Genomic DNA, 22,496 nt, shown 5'->3' on the forward strand with positions numbered 1-22,496 from the left:
CCGGTAATATTCACATCGCAACACGCCAAACTGCACAAACAATATTACAGGGCAGCGAGTTGTTCTTCCGTCTTGGGCTTGGCCGCCGAGGCTACGTTGTTGGCCGTTGGCTTCGGCTGATCGGCGCTGGCCGACACACCCGAGGCCGGCGGCAGCTTGACGGTGGCCGTGGTGTAGATGGAGACGTTCTTGCCCATCGCCACTTGCTTCAGGTTCTGGTATTCGGACAGCACCTTGATGCCATAGCCGCCATCATTGGCCATGTCAGCCGCACCCACGTAGCTCTTCAGGCCGGCTTCCACCGAACCGCCACGGGTGACATATTCCTTCAGGATCTGCGAACCGACACGGATGTTGGCCACCGGATTGAGGGCCGCCTTGATGCCGCCCAGTTCCTGGAATTTGTCGTGGTGCACCTTGGACATCACCTGCATCAGGCCCTGCGCACCCATCGGGCTTTCGGCGAAGGGATTGAAGCGCGATTCGATGGCGATCACCGACAGGATCAGCAGCGGATCGAGCTTGATGTCGCGCGCCGTCAGGTAAGCCGCCGACACCAGCATGTCAGCAGCATCGCTTGCTACGCGATAGCGCTTGGCCAGCCAGTTGGTCACCAGCTTCTGCTGGCGCGGATTGCCGATCAACTGGCGTTCCTCAGGCGACAGGGCCTGGGCGGGTGCGGGTGCCGTAGCCTGCTGCACCGAGCTGGCAGCTGCTGCGCCCGCCAGGGCGCTCACGGTAGCGACCGGTGCGGTGGGTGCCATCAGGTCAGCCAGCGCCGGAGCGGCGGGAGCGTCGGCTTCCGCGACCTCTTCAGCAGCATCCGAGAAGGGCGACATGCTGATCAGCTTGTCGGCCAGGTCGGGGTTGAAGAACATCAGGCCCAGTACGAACAGCGCGGCCATACCCAGAATCGTCAGCAGACGATGGGCGATGCCGAAAAATTGGGCAATGCGCGGGTTCCCGGAGAGATTCCGGAAATCCACGCGGCGAACCATCTGCGAGGTGCCCGCTAAAGGCGCCTCGGAAGCTTGGTTGGACATTGAACCTCCTGCGTTATTGCGGCAAAAACAGGGCGCGCCTGGCCAAGAAGTGAAGACCAAACGGCTGAACTGTCGTCGCTGCAATCTATTACGTTACCGTCGCAAGGCGTTACGGCAAGGCCATCCGCGAGGCCTGCTGGCCCTGCCGTCGGATGGCATGTTTCGGGGGGTAGGGCTGACGCCCTGGACACACTTCTTGAGTTGCTGGGACCCCGGATCCCTGGATACCTTGCTTGGCTCGACTGTTTTCGATCAAGCCTCTACGAGCCCACGGCTCACCTCTTCGGTTTAGAGTGGGCGCATTGTAGAAGCCACTTTATATCGAGTCAATACTATGAAAATAGTTCTTTATAACTTTTGTGTATCATATTGCGCGTGGCCTTCCTTCAAAAATCAATAGAATCAAGCGTTTGCCGGGGTTACTTGAGCCGGCTGTGATGCAAAAAGAAATTTGTTAAAAAGTATGAAATACACTGATTTACGCGATTTTATTTCTCAGTTGCAACAAAAAGGTGAGCTCAAGCGTGTCTCGCACCCGGTGTCGTCGCATCTTGAGATGACCGAAATCGCCGACCGCACCCTCCGTGCGGAAGGTCCGGCGCTCCTTTTTGAGCAGGTCGACAAGAAAAATATCCCGGTGTTAGCGAATCTTTTCGGTACACCGCATCGTGTGGCCCTGGGAATGGGGGCCGACAGCATCAGCGAACTGCGCCGCATCGGCCATCTGCTGGCGCGCCTGAAGGAGCCTGAGCCGCCCAAGGGCATCAAGGATGTGCTGGATCTGGGCGGGCTGGTGAAGTCGCTGTGGGACATGGCCCCCAAGGAGCGCGGCTCGGCCCCCTGCCAGGATGTGGTGTGGGAAGGCAAGGAGGTGGATCTGTCGCGCCTGCCGATCCAGCACTGCTGGCCGGGCGACATCGCGCCGCTCATCACCTGGGGCCTGGTCATCACCAAGGGCCCGAACAAGAAGCGCCAGAACCTGGGCATCTATCGCCAGCAGGTGTTGGGGCCGAACAAGGTCATCATGCGCTGGCTGGCCCATCGCGGCGGTGCGCTGGACTTCCGTGAGCACTGCATTGCCAACCCCGGCAAGCCCTATCCGATCGCCGTGGCCTTGGGTGCCGATCCCGCCACTATATTAGGTGCAGTCACGCCGGTGCCGGACAGCCTCTCCGAATACCAGTTCGCCGGCCTGCTGCGCGGCAGCCGCACCGAGCTGGTCAAGGCCATGGGCAGCGATTTGCGCGTGCCGGCCTCGGCCGAGATCGTGCTGGAAGGGCATATCTATCCGGATGAAAAACACGCGTCGGGATTCGAGCATGCGCTTGAAGGTCCGTATGGCGATCACACCGGTTACTACAATGAGCAGGACTGGTTCCCGGTCTTCACCATCGACCGCATCACCATGCGGCGCGATGCCATCTATCACTCCACCTATACCGGCAAACCGCCCGATGAGCCGGCCGTGCTGGGTGTGGCGTTGAATGAAGTTTTCGTCCCGCTGCTGCAGAAGCAGTTCTCCGAAATCACCGATTTCTACCTGCCGCCGGAGGGATGCAGCTATCGCATGGCCGTGGTGCAGATGAAGAAATCTTACGCCGGCCACGCCAAGCGGGTGATGTTCGGGGTGTGGAGTTTCCTGCGCCAGTTCATGTACACCAAGTTCATCGTGGTGGTCGATGAGGATGTCGATATCCGCGACTGGAAGGAAGTGATCTGGGCCATCACCACCCGCGTGGACCCGGTGCGCGATACCGTCATGGTGGACAACACCCCCATCGATTACCTGGACTTCGCCTCGCCCATCAGCGGCCTGGGCAGCAAGATGGGCATCGATGCCACCAACAAGTGGCCGGGTGAAACCAGCCGGGAATGGGGTACACCCATCGTGATGAGCGACGATGTGAAGAAACGTGTCGATGCCATCTGGCAGGACCTGGGTATCTGAGCGGGCAGGGTGCACACGCCGTTGGATGCGCCCATCGCCGAAGTGAAGCTTCAGGCAAAAAGCCGCGTAAATTGTTTAATCAATTTGCGCGGCTTTTCACTTTCTGATGCACTGCAATGATTTCTCTGGCAGCAAGTGTGTGATCTGGGATACAATGCACCCCGGCGGGCCCCTGCGCATTGTGGCATGGTCAACCTGGTCAGGTCGGGAACGAAGCAGCCACAGCCATTTCCCGCAAGTGCCGCAGACAAGGCTCGCCTCTTATCTCTCTTCTGTTTCTTCTTCTGTTGTTCCCGCAGGTCCTCCCTCTCGCTTTACCTCTTTCGTTGTCGTCCCTGTAGTGTCGTCATTGCGCGATGCCATGAAAAAAGGCTGACGCGAACTTGCCGCATCAGCCTCCTGCAAAACCTCCCAGGCTTGCCTTCAATTACTCGTGCGGATCCAGCCGGTCAGCCAGGATCGCCGACACACCCGTGAAGGCCGGATATTCCGCCGTGATCACATAGGTCGGAATGGCCTTGGTCAGCACCGACATGCGGCCCTTGTTCTCGAAGCGTGCGCGGAAGGGCGAGCGGGCGAAGTACTCGCCCAGGTGCGGTACCACCCCGCCCCCAATATAGATGCCGCCAAGCGCACCCAGCGTCAGCGCCAGGTCGGCCGCGACGGTACCGAGCATGCTGCAGAACAGGTCCAGCGTTTCCATGCACACCGCATCGCCTTGTTTGAGTGCGCCGTCCACGATCTCGGCGGCCTTCAGTTCGGCGCCCTGCTGGCCATCGATGGCCAGCAGGGCGCGATGGATGAATTCGAGGCCGGGGCCCGAGACCAGGCGTTCAGCCGAGACGTGTTCATGGAATTGCCAGGCGTAGGCCAGCACGGCCGCTTCACGCGCATTGGCCGGAGCGAAGGCAACGTGGCCACCTTCGCTGGCCAGCGGCAGCCAGTGGCCATCGCCGCGCACCAGCCCGCCCACGCCCAATCCCGTGCCGGCACCAACCAGGCCGACCGGCTGGCCCGCCCTGGGTGTGCCGCCACCGATCTGCTGCAATTCATCGGCGCGCAATTGCGGCACGGCCATCGACAGCGCCGTGAAGTCATTGACCACCAGCAGCAGGTCAAAGCCCAGCAACTGGCGTGCCGCTTCAATGGAGAAGGCCCAGTCGTGGTTGGTCATCTTGATCTGGTCGCCTTGCACCGGATTGGCGATGGCCACCACCGCGTGTTTCACGGCGGGTTGGCCAGCCAGCTGGAGGTAGGCCTGCACGGCATCGGTGAATTGCGGATAGTCGGCACCGCGCAGGACCTGCACTTGCTCTATATGGCCCGGTGAAGTTTCCAGCGCGAAACGGGCATTGGTGCCGCCGATGTCGGCCAGCAGGCGCGGACCGCCGGCGTGGGGCGGCTTGCTCGAAGAGGGAGTGGGGGCGTGCATCGTCTTGTCCTTGTTTTCTTCATACCAACAGGCGGCAGGGCGCGTGGCCGTGCCGCCTGTCGAATTGCAATGGAGTTCGGGCGGATCCTGGTGCGGATGCGTTACAGGGTATGAGGCGAAGCGGCGCGCCAGGTTCCGGCGGATGAGCTGCTCATCCGCATCGGCGCGCATGGTAACAGCATCAGGCCAACTGTTGTAGCAGCGCGTTGCGCACTTCGGCGACGACCTCGCTCCAGTCGCCGGTCTGCTTCTGGCGGAACAGGTGCATGCCCGGATACCAGGGCGTATCGCTGCGTTCCAGCTGCCAGCGCCAGCAGGTGTTGGCGCGATTGAGCAGCCACACCGGCTTGCCCAGGGCACCGGCCAGATGGCAGACCGAGGTGTCGACGCTGATGAGCAGGTCGAGATTGGCGATCAGCCCGGAGGTGTCGGCAAAGTCCTGCAATTCCGCAGAACAATCACGCACATGGCTGGCCAGCGGATGGTTGCGCAGCTGGGCCACCGCGGTCTCGCCAACCTGGACGGAATAGAATTCCAGTTGTGCATGCTCCTGCGCCAGTTCCACCACGGGAGCCAGCGCCTCGAAGGGCAGGGAGCGCTCGCCGTCGATGCGTACTGCATCCGGATGTGTCTGGGCCGAGCTGCCGGCCCAGACCAGGCCGACGCGCATGGCGCGGTTGCGCGGCAGGCGCTGCAGCCAGGTGGCCCAGGCGTCGGCGTCGGGCAGCAGATAGGGAGAGCGCGGAATGTCGGCTTCGCTGAAGGACTTGCAGGCCAGCGGCAGGCTCATCAGCGGGCAGTGATAGTCGAAACCGGGACGCATGAACTGGTCGCTGCTGATGACCTGGGCCGCTCCCGGCACCTTGGCCAGCAGGCGGACCAGCGCCGGTGGCACTTCCAGAATCACGCGTGCGCCGAGAGCGGCCACCTGGGGCAGGTAGCGCACGAATTGCAGGGTGTCGCCAAAGCCTTGTTCGGCGTGGATCAGGATGGTCTTGTCCTGCAGGGATTGCTGTCCCAGCCAGAGCGGCTGGAGGAATTGGCGGACCTGCGTGCGCATCTGTTCGGTCGCCCAGCGCGACTCGTAGGCGGGCCAGCCATTGGCGAAGTCGCCCTGGCGCAGTTTCAGCAGGGCATCGTTCCAGGCGGCGGAGCTGGCATCGGGCTTGAGCTCGCGGGCGCGGCGGTAGCACTCGGTGGCTTCGCTGAAGCGATACAGCTGTTCCAGCGTCGAGCCGCGGTTGAACCACAGGTCCGGCGAGCTGTCGTCCAGCGCCATGGCGCGGTCGTAGGCTTCCAGCGCTTCCATCGGGCGTTGCATCTTGAATAGCACGAAGCCGCGGTTGGACTGAGCCTCGAAGAAGTCCGGCTGCACCTCCAGCGCGTGGTCGTAGGCGCGCAGGGCCTCGTCGAACTGGTAGCTGTCCTTGCAGGTATTGCCCAGGTTGAACCAGGCTTCGATGAAATCGGGGCGCAGGGCGACGGCGCGCTCATAGCTGGCGCGTGCATCGCGATAGCCGTAGAACTCGTGCTGGAGGTTGCCCAGCTGGAACCAGGCATCGGGGTTGTCCGGCGTCAATGCGGCTGCGCGTTCGATGTCGGCCAGGGCTTCGCGGCTGCGTTTGAGGCGGCGCAGGGCAGTGCCGCGTGCCAGCAGCGCGTCGGCGAAGTCCGGCGTCTGCGCCAGGATCTCGTCGTAGCGCTGTACGGCTTCGGCATCGCGGCCCAGGTGGACCAGCGCACCGGCATGGTCGAAATAGGTGTCGCGGTGATCGGGATTGAGTTCGATGGCATGCGCCAGCTGGGCTTCGGCCGCCTCCCAGTCCTCCTGATGGAGCTTGAGCATGCCGTAGAGGTAATTGGCCTCGAAATGATCAGGAAGCTTGACCAGGACCTTCTTGTAGAGCTCTTCGGCGGGGGCCAGATCACCCTTTTGATGCAGGGCCAGGGCTTTTTGCAGCAGGATGAGGGAGGCGTTTGCTTGCTGGTGCATGATCTTGTTCTGGACAGAGAAAGGGGCCGGCGCAATACCAGCCAGTTGACCTGCAAGTGTCCCCAAATCCGCGCAGTTTTATTCAGCAGATTACAGCCCGAAATCTCACCTATATCTCTCGCTGGGGGCCGCAAGCGGAGTCGCGGCTTTTCTTTTACACTAGCCGGACATCAGACAACTGATGCGCAAGCCAAGCCGGCATTGACCGGTTCCTCATCCACCGCATGCAGTTGCATGCACGTCGCCACCACGGAGTCTTCCCGATGAGTTTCGCCATTCCCGCACCCGCCCAGGCCACCGTCCCGGTGGTCGGCGGTGCGCCGTTCCCGGTTCGCCGCATCTATTGCGTGGGCCGTAACTATGCCGCCCACGCCCGCGAAATGGGCCATGATCCCGACCGCGAGCCGCCGTTCTTCTTCATGAAGCCGGCCGACGCCGTGGTACCCACCGATTCCGTGGTGCCGTACCCGGCCGCGACCGCTGACTATCATCACGAAATCGAACTGGTGGTGGCACTTTCCGGCGGTGGCCGCGATATTCCGGTGGAAAAGGCGCTGGAACTGGTCTACGGCTACGCCGTCGGGCTTGACATGACCCGCCGTGACCTGCAGGCGCAGGCCAAGAAGCTGGGCCGTCCCTGGGACATGGCCAAGGGCTTCGACCAGTCCGCCCCCTGTGCGCCCATCGTCCCCGTGGCCCAGTCCGGACATCCCGACAAGGGGGCCGTCTGGCTCAAGGTCAATGGCGAAGTACGCCAGCAGGGCGACCTGTCGGACCTGATCTGGAACGTGGCCGAAACCATTTCCTATCTGTCCGGCCTGGTGGAGCTGTTCCCCGGCGACCTGATCTATACCGGGACACCCGAAGGCGTGGGCGCGGTGGTCAAGGGAGACCAGTTGCAAGGCCATGTGGACGGCTTGCCGGACATCAACATCACCATCGGCTGAAGCGCTCGCGGGCCGGGTGCAGCCGGGTTCTGGCGGTCCCGGCCCGGCTCCCGCAGCCAGCTTCCTGCACCGGTCCCGGACCGGGCGCAGGGGGGGCGAAACCAAACTGTCATGAAGCCAGCGGCGATGCGGCGTATAATACGGAGTTCCGCAAGGAATGCCGGGCATTGCAAGTCGTCCGTCCGGTCAGCATCGTTGTTAGCGTTTGCATCATCCGAAGCGCCCGGCCGAGCAGGTTTGGCCGGTTCGCCCGTAACACATCAACACAGAAAGCAATCAGAACCCGTGCGCATGCACCCCATGCACCGGAGCCGCCTGGCGGCTGCCGCGGCGCTGTCGCACCGTTCGCAATAAACCATGTCCGACACCACGTCCGCGTCCGCAGCACCGGCTGCCCCTGCCGTCCGTTTTGAAGATTTCGGCCTTTCGCCCGATATCCTGCGAGCCTTGTCCGAACAAGGCTACGTCCATCCGACCCCGATCCAGGCCCAGGCCATTCCTGTGGTGCTGCAAGGCCGTGACGTGATGGGCGCCGCCCAGACCGGCACCGGCAAGACCGCCGGTTTCTCGCTGCCGATCATCCAGCGCCTGCTGGCCCATGCCAGCAACAGTGCCTCGCCCGCCCGCCACCCGGTGCGCGCCCTGATCCTGACCCCGACCCGCGAGCTGGCCGACCAGGTGGCCGACAATGTGAAGGCGTATTCACGCTTCACCCCGCTGCGCTCCACCGTCGTCTTCGGCGGCGTGGACTTGGCACCGCAAACGGCCACCCTGCGTGCCGGCGTGGAAATTGTCATCGCCACCCCGGGCCGCCTGCTGGACCACGTGCAGCAAAAGACGGTGAACCTGTCCCAGACCCAGATCCTGGTCATGGACGAAGCCGACCGCATGCTCGACATGGGCTTCCTGCCGGACCTGCAGCGCATCATCAACCTGCTGCCCAAGCAGCGCCAGAACCTGCTGTTCTCGGCCACCTTCTCGCCCGAGATCAAGAAGCTGGCCGCCAGCTTCCAGAACAACCCGGTGACCATCGAAGTCGCGCGCAGCAATGCCACGGCAGAAAACGTCAGCCAGACCATCTACAAGGTGGAGGAAGCTGCCAAGGCGGATGCGGTCAGCTTCATCATTCGCCAGCGCGCACTGAAGCAAGTGATCGTCTTCTCCAACACCAAGATCGGCGCGTCGCGCCTGGCGCGCACTTTGCTGGCCGAAGGTGTGAAGGCTTCTGCCATCCACGGCGACAAGACCCAGTCCGAGCGCATGGCCGCCCTGGAGGCCTTCAAGCAAGGTCAGATTGAAGTGCTGGTGGCCACCGACGTGGCCGCACGCGGGCTGGACATCGCCGAACTGCCCTGCGTCATCAATTACGACCTGCCCTACAACGCCGAAGACTACGTGCACCGCATCGGCCGTACCGGCCGTGCGGGTGCCTCGGGCGACGCCATCTCGCTGTTCTGCGACAAGGATGAGCGCCTGCTGGTCGATATCGAAAAGCTGATCAAGAAGAAATTCGAGCGTGCAGAGCTGACTGGCTTTGCGCCGCGCATGCGCGCTGACCGGGGTGAACGCGGTGAACGTTCGGAACGTGGCGAGCGCAGCGACCGGGGCGAACGCGCCGAGCGTGGCGAACGCAGTGACCGTGGCGAGCGCAGCCGCAGCAGCCGCGACGGCGCAGCCCCGTCGGGACGCCGCGAGAAGGTCGATCCCTGGTTCCTCAAGCCCTATGAGCCCAGCGCCACCGAGACCGTCTCCACCAAGCCGGAACTGCCCAAGAACAACCGTCCCAAGCCCAAGGTCGCCGCCTTGCTGGGCGGCATGCCCAAGCGCTGATCCGGCAAGCGCTGATCCGTTTTCTCAGCGCGGACCGAAACGCGCTCGCCAGCCGGTGAGCGCCAATGTCCAGAATCCTTCCCTGTCGCGGGCCGCGCCCGTGTCCAGTCCAAGAAAGGCCGCCGCCTGCTGCAAGGCTTGCAGCGGCTGGCCCAGGTCCAGTGCCTGGGCGCCGTTCTGCTTGGAAAACTTTTCCCCCGACGCATTCATCAACAGCGGCACGTGCAGGTAGCGCGGCGTCGCATAGCCCAGCAGGCCCTGCAGGTAGATCTGCCGCGCCGTCGAGTCCAGCAGGTCGGCCCCGCGCACGATGTCGGTGACGCCCTGTTCTGCATCATCCACCACCACCGCCAGCTGATAGGCCCAAAAGCCATCGGCCCGCTGCAGCACGAAATCCCCGGCTTCCGAGGCCAGATGCTGCGCCTGCGGACCCAGCCAGCGGTCAGTGAATTGCACCAGTTCGCCCGGCTGGCCGGCATCGGGTACGCGCAGCCGCAGCGTGCGCGGTGTCTTGCCGGGGGCCAGTCCGTGGCGGCAGGTGCCCGGATAAAGCGCAGCACCGTCACTGGCCGTGCCCACCCTCGAATCGGCGATTTCCCTGCGGCTGCAGCCGCAGGGGTAGGCCAGTGCGCCCAGATGCTCGCGCGCAAGCTGGTAGCGAGCCTTGCGCTGACTCTGCACGAGGATCGGTCCGTCAGAGTGCATATCCAGTGCCGCCAAGGTGGCGATGATGTCGTCTGCTGCGCCGGCCACGGTGCGGGTCTCGTCGATGTCTTCGATACGCAGCAGCCAGCGGCCGTTGTGCACGCGTGCATCCAGGTAACTGGCCAGTGCCGCCACCAGCGAACCCGCATGCAGCGGACCGGAAGGTGAGGGCGCGAAGCGTCCTGTATAAGCTTCGCCGCTCATGCCGGATCCCGCATGGATATCGGTCCGATCAGCGATTGCCGCACGTGCGGCTGTGCCAGATGCTGAATGAACCATTTCAGTGACTTGCCCTGCTCGGCTTTGGGCCAGGCCACCATGAAGTTGTCATTGGGTTTGGCGGCCAGGGTCTGTTTTTCCACCAGCGCACCGGTGGCGAGATAGGGCTCGGCCCAGATGCGCGGCAGATGGCCGCAACCGAGGCCTGCCAGCTGGGCTTGCAACTTGTCGGCCACGGTGGCCACTGTCAGCGTTTCCTGGCCGGACAGCAGGCCCATGGTCAGTGTGGGCAGGGACTGGCTATTGTCGCCCACGGCAATGGCCCGGTGGCTGCGCACCAGCTCTGCTGACAGCGGTTCGGTGGCCGAGGCCAGCGGGTGCGTCGGAGCCACTGCAAAGACCCAGTCCACGGATCCAAGCTCCTGCATCTGGAAGCGTCCGCTGGTGCGCACTACTTCCGGCCCGTCCAGGGTTACCCCGATGACCAGGTTGGCGCGGCCCTCGATGAGCTTTTCCCAGGCCCCGGTCAGTACACCGGGCGTGAAGCGCAGGCGGGTGCCGGACTCTTCGCGGTCAAAGGCTTCGATCACCGGCAGCATCTTGTCGAAAGGAATCAGGCTGTTGAGCACGATGTGCAGTTCCGTTTCGCGTCCGGTGGCGGTGCGCTTGACGCGCTGCTCCAGGTCGCTGGCAGCCAGCAGCAGATGACGGCCTTCCTGCAACAATTGCAGGCCCGCCGGTGTCAACTGGGCCCGGTGGCCACGGCGGTCGAACAGCAGCACATCCAGGTCATCCTCCAGCTTGCGCACGCTGTAGGTCAGGGCCGAGGGCACCCGGTCCAGGGCCACGGCAGCCGCGGCAAAACTGCCCTTGCGGTCGATCATGTCGAGGATCAGCAGGGATTCCAAGGTCAGGTTCACGTCTTGCTCCGCTTGTTTAAATTTTTTGAACGAACACTACGGATTTTAGACCTTATCTGCATAAAAGTTAGCCACTATAGTGACGCCATCGACAAACATTTTGACCAAATCAATTCCGGTTTGGTCCCACTCAAGAAAGAGGTGTTGACATGATGGAACTTCGCAAAGCGAACGATCGTGGCCACGCCAACCACGGTTGGCTGGATTCGTATCACAGCTTTTCCTTCGCGGACTACTATGATCCCAAGCACATGGGCTTCGGTCCGCTGCGGGTGATCAACGAAGACCGCGTGGCAGCAGGCCAGGGCTTTGGTACCCATGGCCACCGTGACATGGAGATCATTTCCTATGTGCTCGAAGGTGAACTTGCGCACAAGGACAGCATGGGTAACGGCAGCGTGATCCGTCCCGGTGACGTGCAGCGCATGAGTGCCGGGACCGGCGTGCGCCACTCGGAGTTCAACCACTCCCAGGATGGCACCACGCACTTCCTGCAGATCTGGATCATGCCGGACCGCGCCGGCGCCGAGCCGGGCTATCAGGAAGCGCACTTTTCAGCCGCCGACAAGGACGGCAAGCTGCGCCTGGTGGCTTCGCGTGATGGCCGTGAAGGTTCGGTCAGCATGAACCAGGATGCCCAGCTCTACGCCGGTCTGTTCGACGGCGCACAAGCGGCCGAGTACACCTTGCCGCAGGGCCGCCTGGGCTATGTGCACGTGGCCCGCGGCAAGATCAGCGTCAATGGCCAGGCCCTGCAGGCGGGCGATGCCGTCAAGCTCAGTGCGGTCGACCGCATCGAGATCAGCGGTGGCGAGAAGGCTGAAGTCCTGTTGTTCGACCTGCCGCGCTGATCTTGAGCGCGCCGTACTCAGTAATGCAGTAGGCAGTTTGCAGTAGCAACCCGCCGGTACCGATCACACCGGCGGTTTTCCCCGCGTCACTTCACTCTCTAGAGAAGGAATTTCGTCATGACCAAAGTTGCCATCGTTTACCACTCCGGCTACGGCCACACCAAGAAGCAGGCCGAAGCCGTGCAGGCTGGCGCGGCCGGCGTTGCCGGTGCCGATGTCGAGCTGATCGCCATCAGCGCCGAAGGCACCATTACCGATGAACAATGGGCCAGCCTGGACGCGGCCGACGCCATCATCTTCGGTTCGCCGACCTACATGGGTACCGTGTCCTGGCAGTTCAAGAAGTTCGCCGACGCCTCCTCCAAGCCCTGGTTCAGCCAGAAGTGGAAGGACAAGGTCGGTGCCGCCTTCACCAACTCTGCCACCATGAACGGCGACAAGCTGTCGACCCTGCACTACCTGTTCACGCTGGGCATGCAGCACAGCATGATCTGGGTCGGTACCGGCCTGATGCCTGCCAACAGCAAGGCGGCCCAGCGCAATGACATCAACTTCGTCGGTTCCTTCTCGGGCCTGATGGCGCAAAGCCCGTCGGACTCCTCGCCGGAAGAAGGCCCGCTGCCGGGTGACCTGGAAACGGCCAAGCTGTTCGGTGCGCGCGTGGTTGAAACGGCTGCCAAGTTCAAGAAATAATCTTCATCTCATCGACGCAAGTCGTGAAGATGTAAAAAAGCCGACCTCGCAAGGGGTCGGCTTTTTCGTTGCCAGAGCGCGCTGCAATCAGGCTGCTGCAGAGCTGGCTTCCTGCGCCGCCCGCTGTTTGGGCGCGCAGTGCGGACAGGACTTGCCCGGCACGTAATCCGGCGAGAGCTGTTCACGCGGGGTGACCACGGCGCGGCAGGCGAAGCATTGGGCGGTCTGGGTTTCCTTCAACTCCGGGCTCAGGGCGGTGCGATAGTCGAAGACGAAGCAGTCGCCGTTGTAATGGGCACCGCCGACATCCTCGAAATACTTCAAGATGCCGCCTTCGAGCTGGTAGACATGGTCATAGCCGATGTTCTGCATATGAATCGCGGCCTTTTCGCAACGAATGCCGCCCGTGCAGAAGGTGACGACCGTCTTGCCCTCGAAATCGGCCTTGTGCTCCTCGATCACCTGCGGGAATTCCGTGAACTTGCTGATGCGATAGTCCACCGTGTTGTCAAACGTACCCACATCGACCTCGAAGCCATTGCGGGTATCCACCATCACCACCGGACGGCCTTCGTCGTCATGGCCCTGGTCCAGCCAGCGCTTGAGTTCCTTCGGCTCCACGAAAGGCGCACGGCCCAGCTCCGGCTTGATCAGCGGATGCTTCATGGTGATGATCTCGGCCTTCAGTTTCACCAGCATGCGGGTGAAGGGTTGCTTCTCGGAATAGCTCTCCTTGACCGTGAGATCGGCAAAGCGCGCATCGGCGCGCAGCCAGGCCAGAAAGGCGTCGATTTCATGGCGCAGGCCGGCCAGGAAGAGATTGATGCCTTCCGGGCTCAGGATCACGGTGCCACGAAGGTTGTTCTTCTGGCAAATTTCGAGAAAGGCCGGACGCTTTTCAGCGGTGTCATCGAAGCTGATGAACTTGTAGGCGGCGATGTTGACGTAGGGGGTCTGCGGGGACTGCATGATGGCGTACTCAACTGTAAGTCTTTGAATCGTCAGCATTATAACCGTGCACCCCGGCTCGCCGCAGTTATTTGGCCGGAGCCTGCGGCTTCTCTGATGCAGATCAAGGCACGCCGGGAGGATCTGGCAGAAAGGGCAGGTGTAAAGTCTTCATATTTCTCACAAATCGGTAGCAATCGGAATCGGTCAGGGGCACAAGCTCCGGTAAAATGGCTACCCTATGACTACCCCGCAATTTGTACACCTCCGTATGCACTCGGAGTACTCCATCGTGGATGGCCTGGTGCGTATCGACGACATCGTCAAGGCCGCCGCCAAGGATGGACAGGCCGCCCTGGCGGTGACCGACCTCGCCAACCTGTTCTGCATGGTGCGTTTCTACAAGGAAGCGCGCGGCAAGGGCGTCAAGCCCATCGCCGGCTGCGACCTCTGGATCACCAACGACGCCGACCGCGAAAAACCCTTCCGCCTGCTGGTTTTGATCAAAAGCCGTCATGGCTACCTGCAGTTATGTGAAGTCTTGTCCCAGGCCTGGCTTACCAACCAGTACAAGGGCCGTGCTGAAGTCCGCATGGAATGGCTGGACGCGCTGCGCCACCAGGAAGGCGGCAATGGATTGATCGCCCTGTCGGGTGCCGCCATGGGCGACATCGGCCAGGCCATCGACAACGGCAACCTGGCCCAGGCCGAGGCCTGCGCCCGCCGCTGGGCCGAGATCTTCCCCGGTGCCTTCTATCTGGAACTGCAACGCGCCGGCCAGGCCAACATGGAACTGCAGGTGCGCCAGAGCGTGGCCCTGGGCGCCAAGCTGGGCTTGCCGTGCGTGGCTACGCATCCGATCCAGTTCCAGAGCCCGGAAGAATTCATCGCCCACGAAGCCCGCACCTGCATCGCCGAAGGCGAGATCATGGCCAATGCGCGCCGCGTGCGCCGCTTCAACGAGCAGCAATATTTCAAGTCGCAGGCCGAGATGGCCGAGCTCTTCGCCGACCTGCCCGGTGCGATTGCCAATACCGTGGAAATCGCCAAACGCTGCAACCTGGTGCTGCAGCTGGGCAAGCCGCAACTGCCCGACTTCCCCACGCCGGACGGCATGACCATTGACGACTTCCTGGTGGCCCAGACCAAGGCCGGGCTGGAAGTGCGCCTGAAGGAATTGTTCCCCAACGAAGCCGAACGCGAGAAGCAGCGCCCGCGCTATGAAGCGCGCCTGGAGTTCGAGAACAACACCATCATCAAGATGAAGTTCCCGGGCTACTTCCTGATCGTGGCTGACTTCATTCAGTGGGCCAAGAACAATGGCGTGCCAGTCGGCCCCGGCCGGGGTTCCGGTGCCGGCTCGCTGGTGGCTTACTGCCTGTTGATTACGGACCTGGACCCGCTGCGCTACAACCTGCTGTTCGAACGTTTCCTGAACCCCGAACGCGTCTCGATGCCCGACTTCGACATCGACTTCTGCCAGGAAGGCCGCGACCGCGTCATCCAGTATGTGAAGGATCGTTACGGCAAGGAGGCGGTCTCGCAGATCGCCACCTTCGGTACCATGGCCGCCAAGGGCGCGGTGCGCGACGTGGGCCGCGTACTCGACCTGGGTTACAACTTCTGTGACGGCATCTCCAAGCTGATTCCCTTCAAGCCGGGCAAGCTGGTCACGCTGGCCGACGCCATCGAGGAAGAGCCTCTCCTGAAGGAGCGGCTGGAGAACGAGGAAGAGGTCAAGCAGCTGATGGGCCTGGCCCAGCAGGTCGAAGGCATCGCCCGCAACATCGGCATGCACGCCGGTGGCGTGCTGATCGCACCCGGCAAGCTGACCGATTTCTGCCCGCTCTACACCCAGGGTGGCGACTCCGGCGTGGTCTCGCAATACGACAAGGACGACGTGGAAGCCGTCGGCCTGGTGAAGTTCGACTTTCTGGGCCTGACCACGCTGACCGTCCTCGACCGGGCAGTGCGCTACATCCGCATGCTCGATCCGGCCATGGCCGATTTCGACCTGGCCAAGCTGCCGCTGGACGACCGGCCCTCCTACGAACTGCTGACCAAGGCCAAGACGGTCGCCGTGTTCCAGCTGGAAAGCCGCGGCATGCAAGGCATGTTGAAGGATGCGCGTCCTGACCGCTTCGAGGACATCATCGCCCTGGTGGCGCTGTACCGTCCCGGCCCGATGGACCTGATCCCCGACTTCTGCAAGCGCAAGCACGGCGAAGCCTTCGACTATCCTGACCCGCGTACCGAGGGCATCCTCTCCGAGACCTACGGCATCATGGTCTATCAGGAGCAGGTGATGCAGATGGCGCAGGTGATCGGTGGCTACTCGCTGGGCGGCGCCGACTTGCTGCGCCGGGCGATGGGCAAGAAGAAGGCCGAGGAAATGGCCAAGCACCGTGAACTGTTCCGCGAAGGCGCGGCCAAGAACGGGCTGGACCAGGCCAAGGCCGATGAAATCTTCGACTTGATGGAAAAGTTCGCCGGCTACGGCTTCAACAAGTCGCACGCCGCCGCCTATGCGCTGCTGTCCTATTACACCGCCTACCTGAAGGCGCATCACCCCGCCGCGTTCATGGCCGCCAACTTGTCGCTGGCCATGGAAGACACGGACAAGGTCAAGATCCTGATCGAAGACTCGATCGACATCTGCAAGCTGGCCATCCTGCCACCGGACATCAACAAGTCCGACTACCGCTTCATGCCGGTGGGCGAGCCGGGCAAGAAGGCCACCCAGATCCGCTATGGCCTGGGGGCCGTCAAGGGGGCAGGGCAGAACGCCATCGAAGCCATCCTGGAGGCGCGCAAGAATGGTCCCTTCAAGGACTTGTTCGACTTCGCCAAGCGGGTGGACAAGAAGCAGATCAACCGCCGCACCATCGATTCGCTGATCCGCGCCGGTGCCTTCGACTGCTTCAAGGTCGATCGTGCCATCCTGCAGGCCTCGGTCAACCTGGCCTGGGAAAGTGCCGAGCAGGCCGAGAAATCGGCCAACCAGGTCAGCCTCTTCGGTGGCGACGACAGCGACCTCGAAGCGCCGCTGGAATACGTGCAGGTGCCGGCCTGGAGCGACAAGCAGCGCCTGACGGAAGAGAAGGGCGCCTTGGGCTTCTATCTCTCCGGCCACCTGTTCTCGGCTTACGAAAAGGAAGTGCGCCGTTTCGTGCGCACCAAGATCGCCAGCCTCGAACCCTCGTGGGAACCGCGCAGCCTGGCCGGTATCATCACCGGCGTGCGGGTGCAGATGACCCAGCGCGGCAAGCTGGTGATCTGCACGCTGGACGATGGCACGGGCGTGATCGAGGCAACGATTTACAACGAATTGTTCGAGCCCTTCAAGCACCTCATCAAGGAAGATGAATTGCTGGTGGTCTCGGGCAAGGTGTCGGAAGACCGTTTCAACGGCGGCCTGCGGGTGGCCGCCGACAAGGTCATGGACCTGGGCGCGGCGCGTATCCAGTACGGGGTGCGCATGGTGGTGTCGCTCAACAAGGCGATCGACCCGAATCACCTGCGCGACACCCTGGCCGCGCATCGCCAGGAGCAGGGCCTGCCCTTCGTGATGCGCTACCGCCAGGCCGACGCTGCCTGCGAGGTGGTGCTGGGCGATGCCTGGCGCGTCAATCCCAGCGACAGCCTGCAATCGACGCTGGTGGCTTCCTTTGGCAAGGAAGCGGTGGTGGTCGAATATTGATCCCGCAAGCCTGCACATGGGACCGGGGAAGGACCCGGGCGCACTCTCCCGGCCCCGGCCGCAGGGATATTTCCTCATGGACGTAAAAGAATGAAACTAAAAATCTCGCCGTATTTTCTTCGCCTGCTGCGCTTGCACATGCCTTATCGCTGGCGTCTGCTGATGGCCTTCATCGCCATGGCGGTCACGGCCGGCACCGAACCTGTGGTGCCTTATATCTTTCAGGTGTTGCTGGACAAGGGCTTCGTGGGCAAGCCGGCATTCTCGCTGTGGCTGGTGCCGGTGGCCGTGATCGGGATCTTCGTCATCCGCGGCGCCTCCACCTTCGCCAGCAGCTATCTGATGACCTGGGTCACCACCCGCATCCTCAATGAGGTACGCGGCCGCATGTTCGCCCAGATGCTCGATTTTCCGTTGGCCTTCTATGCCAGCAACAGCGTGGGCAAGGTCATCAATTCGATCATGTTCGAGGTGCAGGGCATCACCGACATGGTGACCCGAATCTTCACATCGATGATCCGTTCGGCCTTGACCGTATTGGGATTGCTGGCCTGGCTGCTATATCTGAACTGGTCGCTGACCATCGTCACCCTGATCCTGTTGCCCTTGCTGGCGACGGTAGTGCGCTTCACCAGCCGCAACCTGAAGAAGCTCAACCAGGAATCCCTGAAGGTCAATGCGGAGCTGACCCAAGTCATCGAAGAGTCCACTCGTGCCCAACAGGTCATCAAGATCTTTGGCGGCCAGGAGTTCGAGAAGCAGCGCTTTCATATGAGTTCAGAAAACCTGCGCCGCTACACCATGCGCATGACCAAGACCTTTTCCTCGACCGTGCCCATCACCCAGTTCATGACGGCATCGGCGGTGGCCATCGTGATCGTGATGGCACTCATCCAGTCGGGCAATGGCCAGATCACCGTGGGCGGCTTCGTTTCCTTCATTACCGCGATGCTGATGCTGCTGACGCCCTTGAAGCAGCTGGCAGAAGTCAATGGCCCCCTGCAACGCGGCATGGCGGCTGCCGAGGCGGTCTTCAACCTGATCGACATGCCCACCGAGCGCACCGGCGGACGCGAACTGCCCGGCCGCGCGCAAGGCAAGATCGATCTGGTCGATCTGTGTTTCGCCTATCCCGAGCGCGAGCAACTTGCACTGGATCATCTGAACCTGAGCGTGAAGGCCGGCGAGACCATCGCGTTCGTCGGCATGTCCGGTGGAGGCAAGTCCACTCTGGTCAACATGATTCCGGGTTTCTATTCGGCCACCGGCGGGCAGATCCTGCTGGACGGCGAACCCATCGAGCAGATTTCCCTGCGCAGCCTGCGCAAGCAGATTGCCATGGTCAGCCAGCACGTCGTGCTGTTCAACGGCACCATCATCGACAACGTGGCCTATGGTGATGCCCAGCCTGATCTGGCACGGGTCGAGGCCGCGCTGGAAGCGGCCCATCTGGGCGGGCTGGTCAAGGAGCTGCAGGACGGGATGCATACCGTGGTCGGCGACAACGGCTCACGCCTCTCCGGCGGTCAGCGCCAGCGTCTGGCCATTGCACGCGCCATTTACAAGAATGCCCCCATCCTGATCCTGGATGAAGCCACCTCGGCGCTGGATACCGAATCGGAGCGCGCCGTTCAGGCCGCTCTGGACTGGCTGATGGAAGGCCGGACCACCTTCGTTATCGCCCACCGTCTGTCTACGGTGGAACGTGCCGACCGTATCGTGGTTCTATCGGCCGGCAAGATCGTCGAAGTCGGAACCCACCAGCAGCTGCTGCAACAGAACGGCGCCTACGCCAAGCTGTATCACCTTCAATTTTCCGGCGACGATACTGAACAGGATGAGAGCAAATTGCAGCAACTGAAAAAGCTGGTCTGACAGGCGTACAACAAGAGCGTATATACAACGACATGTCCATGCATAACGAAGAAACGGCGCCCGGGGGGGCGCAAATCGTTCCGCAAGCTTTATTGCAGCGGGCCGACAAGATACTGTTCGTTGCCCATCTGGCACTGGGGGATTTCACTTACATGCAGGCCTGCTTCAAGGCGTTTGCGCAGGCGTACCCGCACATCAAGATGCACTTGTGGGTCGATGAGGTGCGGCGCACCTATGACTTCCGCCAGTGGAAGCATCTGCAAAACTACGTGGTCTTCGACTGGCTCGAGGCTTGCCCCATGTTTGACCGGCTTTATACCAAGACCTACAGTCCCTTCGCACTCCATAGTTCGCTGCGCCAGGCACGTCTGGAGCAGTATCCCATCGTGGTGTCCTTCGGCATCGCGCGGCGTGATTTCTACGCCCAGCTGGTGCGGCGGATCAGCCCCAAGGGTTTCGTGGTGAGCATGTCCAAGCGGGTACGTTTCTATGACCTCCGCAAGCACCTGATTTACCGCTCCCTGGATGGCAGCTATCCCTATTCGCGTCAGAAGACCCAGCACATCAGCGATATCTGCGCGGACTGGTTCCTGCAGTTGTTCGGTCTGGAGGTGCCGCTGCAGGCGCGCGTGCCGGACTTGCCGGTCCCGCCCAGCTGGCGCGGCCAGGCCCAGGCGCAGTTGGCGCAGTGGGGCAGTGCAGCCAAGGGAGAGCGCAGTCATCCCCTCATTTTCGTCAACGCTTTTTCCAAACAGAAGGAGCGTAACTGGCCGCTGGGCAACGCCATTGCGCTGGTGCAGCGCATGCAGAACGATGCCCGCTGGAAGGATGCCCATTTCGTCCTCAACGCCCCGCCCGAAGCCAGTGAGCAGGTCCGCCAGGCGGTCAGGGACAGCGCATTGCCCCGCCTGCATGTGTTCAGCGCCCAGGAGCATTTCTTCCAGCTGCCGGCGATGCTGGAGCAGTGCGATCTCATCATCACCGTCGAGACCTCCATCATGCACTTTGCCAATGCCGTGCGGGTGCCCGTGGTGGCGATGATGCGCCAGATCAATCCGGAGTGGGCGCCGATCGATGCGGCGCAGACCAACATCCTCTACACCGAGGGGTTCGAGGACAGCCTCGACCGCATTCCGGTGGACAAGGTGATGCATTTCCTCGATATCCCGATGGGAAGCGCACCGCGCTTCTCCCCCGAACAGCTGAGACGGATGGCCAACTGAATGAGCGCGATACCCGCACCCCGCCTGGCTGGCGCCGACAAGATTCTCTTCATCGCCCACCTGGCCATTGGCGACTTCACCTATCTGCAGAACTTCTTCCGGGCCTTCGCCCAGGCATATCCGCACCTGCAGGTGCATCTGTGGATCGATGAGGTGCGCCGCACCGATGACCAGAGCAAGTGGCCCTATCTGAAAAACTACGCGCTCTATGACTGGGCCGAGCATTGCCCGTTCTTCGCCAAGGTCTATCGCCGCACCTACAGCCCGGCCCTCTTGGAAGAGTCGATCGCAGAAGCGCGCGCCCAGCATTATCCGCTGGTGGTTTCCTTGGCGACTTTGCGACCGGCGCAGTATGCGCGCCTGGCACGCCAGATCGGCCCCGATGCCTGGGTCGTCGGCATGCGCGGCAAGTTGCGCTGGTACGCGCCGCTGCAACAGCTGGCCTATCGCTGCCTGGATGCCGCCTTTGCGCCGTTCAAGCCCTTTGCCGGCTATCACATCACCGATGAGTATGCGCACTGGTTCCGGCAACTCGGCAACGTGTCCGTGGAGGGGGAACAACGCCTGCCCTTCGTCGAGATTCCGCAGCAGTGGCAAGAGGCTGCCCGGGCGCAGCTGCTGGAGTGGGGCGTTGACAGTCCCGTTACCGGCACCGGCAAGCCGGCATTGGTGTTCATCAATCCCTTTGCCAAGACCAGAAAACGCTGCTGGCCCGTGACCCGCGTGGCAGAACTGATCTCGGCGCTGCAGGCCAATCCGGCGTGGGCGCAGACCCGTTTCGTCGTCAACGCCACCCCCCAGGAGATCGAAGCGGCCAAGGCCGAGATCGCCGATCACCTGCCGGCGCGGACATATTGGTTCAGCGCCCAGCAGAATTTCTTCCAGCTGCCGGCCGTGTTGCAGCGCTGCGGCCTGATCATCTCGGTGGAGACGGCCGTCATGCACCTGGCCAATGCCGTGCATGTCCCGGTGGTGGCGCTGATGCGCCGCAAGAATCCGGAGTGGGCACCTATCGACCGCGCCCACAGCACGGTCATCATGGCCGCGCGCCGCAGTGACTGGGTGGATGCCATCTCCACGCAGCAAGTGCTGGAAGTGCTGCAAACACCGGAGCTCAAGCAGTGAACAGCCTGTCTTCCAATCCGGTGCCCAGTGCCGCCCAGCGCGACCAGGACACGGTGCACATCGCCTTCTGCGTCGATGATCGCTATTTCCGCTGCATGGGCGCCACCATTGCCTCCTTGCTGGTCAACAACCCGCGCCGCCGTTTCAGCTTCCACGTGCTGGCCACGCAGGTCAATGAAGACAACCGCCGCCGCTTCGCTGCGCTCGGGCAGCAGCCCGGCGTTGCCACGCAGTTGCACGTGCTGGATGCTGCGCTGTTTTCCCGCTTCGAGCACTACACCAAGTCGACCTATTACTCCTCGGCCATCTTTGCGCGGCTGGTCATTGCCGATGTGCTCAAGTCGGTCACGGATCGCGTCTTGTACCTGGATGCGGACATCCTGTGCGTCGGTAGTCTTGACGCACTGCTGGCGCTGGATCAGCAAGACACGATCGCCGCCGTCGTTCCCGACGCCGAAGCCACCACGCGGCGCCGGGTGGAGGCGCTCAAGCTCAAGCATGGGCGCTACTTCAATTCGGGGATGCTCTACATCAATATCGCCAACTGGATCGCGGAGGGCATCACCCAGCAGATCATTGATGTGCTGCTCAAGGAATGGGAGGATTTCCGTTTCCCGGATCAGGACGCGCTCAACCTGGTGCTGGACGGCCGCGCCCTATACGTCGACATCCGCTGGAATTATCTCTATGGCCTGGTGGGCGATCTGGAGAGCAGGCGCACCGCGCTGGCCATTCCCGAGGGCGCGGCCAGCCTCATCCATTTTGCCGGGTCGGTCAAGCCGTGGGGGGTATGGAGCGGCCACGACGCCGTGGCGCTGTTCCAGCGTTATCACGCCGAATCGGCCTGGTCGGATCTGCCGCTGGACCTGGCACCGGAGAATCACAAGGAATTGCGCATGCATTCCCGCTTCCAATGGGCACGCGGCCAGTACGTCGACAGCTTGCGCTGGTACTGGCGCTATTTGATGGCGCGCCGCCGGTTGCATCGTTGACCGCCGCTCGCCCCAGGCAGACCCATACGGCCCCAGGACGTCAGAAAGCACA

The 22,496-nt window shown here is 62.4% G+C and carries 16 protein-coding genes and 1 other RNA gene; 11 read left to right on the plus strand and 6 right to left on the minus strand.

Translation table 11 applies throughout. The features are described from left to right. Positions 1–44: 44 nt before the first annotated feature. A complete protein-coding gene (locus ACWHXP_RS01555; protein WP_489634639.1) occupies positions 45–1,043 on the minus strand; it encodes a transglycosylase SLT domain-containing protein in 999 nt (332 codons plus the stop codon). Between the two features lie 463 nt (positions 1,044–1,506). Between ACWHXP_RS01555 and ubiD the strand changes: the two genes are divergently transcribed. Both ubiD and ffs read left to right on the plus strand, forming a co-directional pair. Then, entirely contained in the window at positions 1,507–2,991 is a 1,485-nt protein-coding gene (gene ubiD, locus ACWHXP_RS01560; protein ID WP_489634638.1) for a 4-hydroxy-3-polyprenylbenzoate decarboxylase, read from the plus strand. A gap of 163 nt (positions 2,992–3,154) precedes the next feature. Then, positions 3,155–3,253: signal recognition particle sRNA small type (gene ffs / locus ACWHXP_RS01565), an RNA gene on the plus strand. Between the two features lie 165 nt (positions 3,254–3,418). Here the strand turns inward: ffs and ACWHXP_RS01570 are convergent. Both ACWHXP_RS01570 and ACWHXP_RS01575 read right to left on the minus strand, forming a co-directional pair. Beyond that, positions 3,419–4,423 carry a glucokinase gene (locus tag ACWHXP_RS01570; RefSeq protein ID WP_489634637.1) on the minus strand — a complete coding sequence of 335 codons (1,005 nt, stop codon included), beginning with the start codon at positions 4,421–4,423 and terminating at the stop codon, positions 3,419–3,421. 181 nt (positions 4,424–4,604) lie between these two features. Further along, positions 4,605–6,416, minus strand: coding sequence for a tetratricopeptide repeat protein (locus ACWHXP_RS01575; protein WP_204725887.1), 1,812 nt, complete (start codon positions 6,414–6,416; stop codon positions 4,605–4,607). Between the two features lie 263 nt (positions 6,417–6,679). Here ACWHXP_RS01575 and ACWHXP_RS01580 point away from each other — a divergent pair, with 263 nt between their 5' ends. Both ACWHXP_RS01580 and ACWHXP_RS01585 read left to right on the plus strand, forming a co-directional pair. Further along, positions 6,680–7,363, plus strand: coding sequence for a fumarylacetoacetate hydrolase family protein (locus tag ACWHXP_RS01580; protein ID WP_034336373.1), 684 nt, complete (start codon positions 6,680–6,682; stop codon positions 7,361–7,363). A 357-nt stretch (positions 7,364–7,720) separates the two neighbouring features. Then, the gene (locus ACWHXP_RS01585; RefSeq protein WP_489634636.1) at positions 7,721–9,193 is read left to right on the plus strand and encodes a DEAD/DEAH box helicase; all 1,473 of its coding nucleotides are present in this window, start codon (positions 7,721–7,723) and stop codon (positions 9,191–9,193) included. Positions 9,194–9,217: 24 nt separating this feature from the next. On the opposite strand, the gene gluQRS is transcribed toward ACWHXP_RS01585, so the two are convergent. Then, a complete protein-coding gene (gluQRS, locus tag ACWHXP_RS01590) occupies positions 9,218–10,102 on the minus strand; it encodes a tRNA glutamyl-Q(34) synthetase GluQRS (RefSeq protein WP_489634635.1) in 885 nt (294 codons plus the stop codon). After that, complete coding sequence (locus tag ACWHXP_RS01595; protein ID WP_276841542.1) at positions 10,099–11,037, minus strand: LysR family transcriptional regulator; 939 nt, start codon at positions 11,035–11,037, stop codon at positions 10,099–10,101. The genes gluQRS and ACWHXP_RS01595 overlap by 4 nt, the downstream gene beginning before the upstream one ends. Before the next feature lie 149 nt (positions 11,038–11,186). Between ACWHXP_RS01595 and ACWHXP_RS01600 the strand changes: the two genes are divergently transcribed. Further along, positions 11,187–11,888, plus strand: coding sequence for a pirin family protein (locus ACWHXP_RS01600; RefSeq protein ID WP_489623581.1), 702 nt, complete (start codon positions 11,187–11,189; stop codon positions 11,886–11,888). Between the two features lie 117 nt (positions 11,889–12,005). Continuing rightward, the gene (locus ACWHXP_RS01605) at positions 12,006–12,581 is read left to right on the plus strand and encodes a flavodoxin family protein (RefSeq protein ID WP_039784374.1); all 576 of its coding nucleotides are present in this window, start codon (positions 12,006–12,008) and stop codon (positions 12,579–12,581) included. Positions 12,582–12,668: 87 nt separating this feature from the next. Here ACWHXP_RS01605 and ACWHXP_RS01610 read toward each other — a convergent pair whose 3' ends face one another. After that, on the minus strand, positions 12,669–13,550 hold the full coding sequence (locus ACWHXP_RS01610; RefSeq protein ID WP_034336354.1) for a sulfurtransferase: 882 nt from the start codon (positions 13,548–13,550) through the stop codon (positions 12,669–12,671). Between the two features lie 220 nt (positions 13,551–13,770). On the opposite strand from ACWHXP_RS01610, the gene dnaE reads away from it, so the two are divergent. From dnaE to ACWHXP_RS01635, 5 genes are all read left to right on the plus strand, one after another. Further along, positions 13,771–17,229 (plus strand): DNA polymerase III subunit alpha, encoded by a 3,459-nt coding sequence (gene dnaE / locus ACWHXP_RS01615; protein ID WP_489634634.1) that lies wholly within the window; start codon positions 13,771–13,773, stop codon positions 17,227–17,229. A gap of 90 nt (positions 17,230–17,319) precedes the next feature. Then, complete coding sequence (gene msbA, locus ACWHXP_RS01620; protein WP_489623579.1) at positions 17,320–19,104, plus strand: lipid A export permease/ATP-binding protein MsbA; 1,785 nt, start codon at positions 17,320–17,322, stop codon at positions 19,102–19,104. Positions 19,105–19,142: 38 nt separating this feature from the next. Then, complete coding sequence (locus ACWHXP_RS01625) at positions 19,143–20,327, plus strand: glycosyltransferase family 9 protein (protein WP_489634633.1); 1,185 nt, start codon at positions 19,143–19,145, stop codon at positions 20,325–20,327. Next, entirely contained in the window at positions 20,328–21,452 is a 1,125-nt protein-coding gene (locus ACWHXP_RS01630; RefSeq protein WP_489634632.1) for a glycosyltransferase family 9 protein, read from the plus strand. Next, complete coding sequence (locus tag ACWHXP_RS01635) at positions 21,449–22,444, plus strand: glycosyltransferase family 8 protein (protein ID WP_489623576.1); 996 nt, start codon at positions 21,449–21,451, stop codon at positions 22,442–22,444. Before ACWHXP_RS01630 ends, ACWHXP_RS01635 begins: the two co-directional genes overlap by 4 nt. Positions 22,445–22,496: the final 52 nt, after the last annotated feature.

The organism is Herbaspirillum sp. Her2 (genome assembly GCF_057961375.1).